The organism is uncultured Kushneria sp., from assembly GCF_947497025.1.
In the GTDB taxonomy this organism is placed as follows: Bacteria; Pseudomonadota; Gammaproteobacteria; order Pseudomonadales; family Halomonadaceae; genus Kushneria.
This window is the reverse complement of record NZ_CANMFC010000019.1, coordinates 1-374: the sequence shown is the minus strand read 5'-3', so window position 1 is coordinate 374 and position 374 is coordinate 1. Positions and strand designations below refer to the sequence as shown.

Genomic DNA, 374 nt, shown 5'->3' with positions numbered 1-374 from the left:
CGGGCCAACTTTCTGTTTGCCCGACCCGCCCATCACGCGGCGGCCGAGGTCGCTGCCCGTCTGCGCGCTTCCGGCATTCTGGTACGTCACTTTGGCACGCCGGGGCTTTCGGACTGGCTGCGTATCTCGATCGGCACCGAGGCGGAGATGGCCGCCCTGACCGCCGCGCTGGCGACCCTGCACGAGGCGTCCTGAGGCCGGGCGCCCTCGCCCGCGGTCACGGCAGTGACCGCGGGCGGGGCCGGCGCCGCAGGGCGTGACGGCCGTATGGCCCATATAAGGGAACCCCGGTCCATTTCTGGACCGGGGTTCGGAAGGGGTGCCTGACGATGACCTACTCTCACATGGGGAGACCCCACACTACCATCGGCGCG

General features: G+C 70.3%; 1 protein-coding gene. It reads left to right on the top strand.

From position 1 onward, the window contains the following. Positions 1 to 195, top strand: a 195-nt coding sequence (locus tag Q0931_RS16690) for an aminotransferase class I/II-fold pyridoxal phosphate-dependent enzyme (protein ID WP_366941635.1), incomplete at its 5' end; no start/stop codon positions are given. Between the last annotated feature and the right edge of the window lie 179 nt (positions 196 to 374).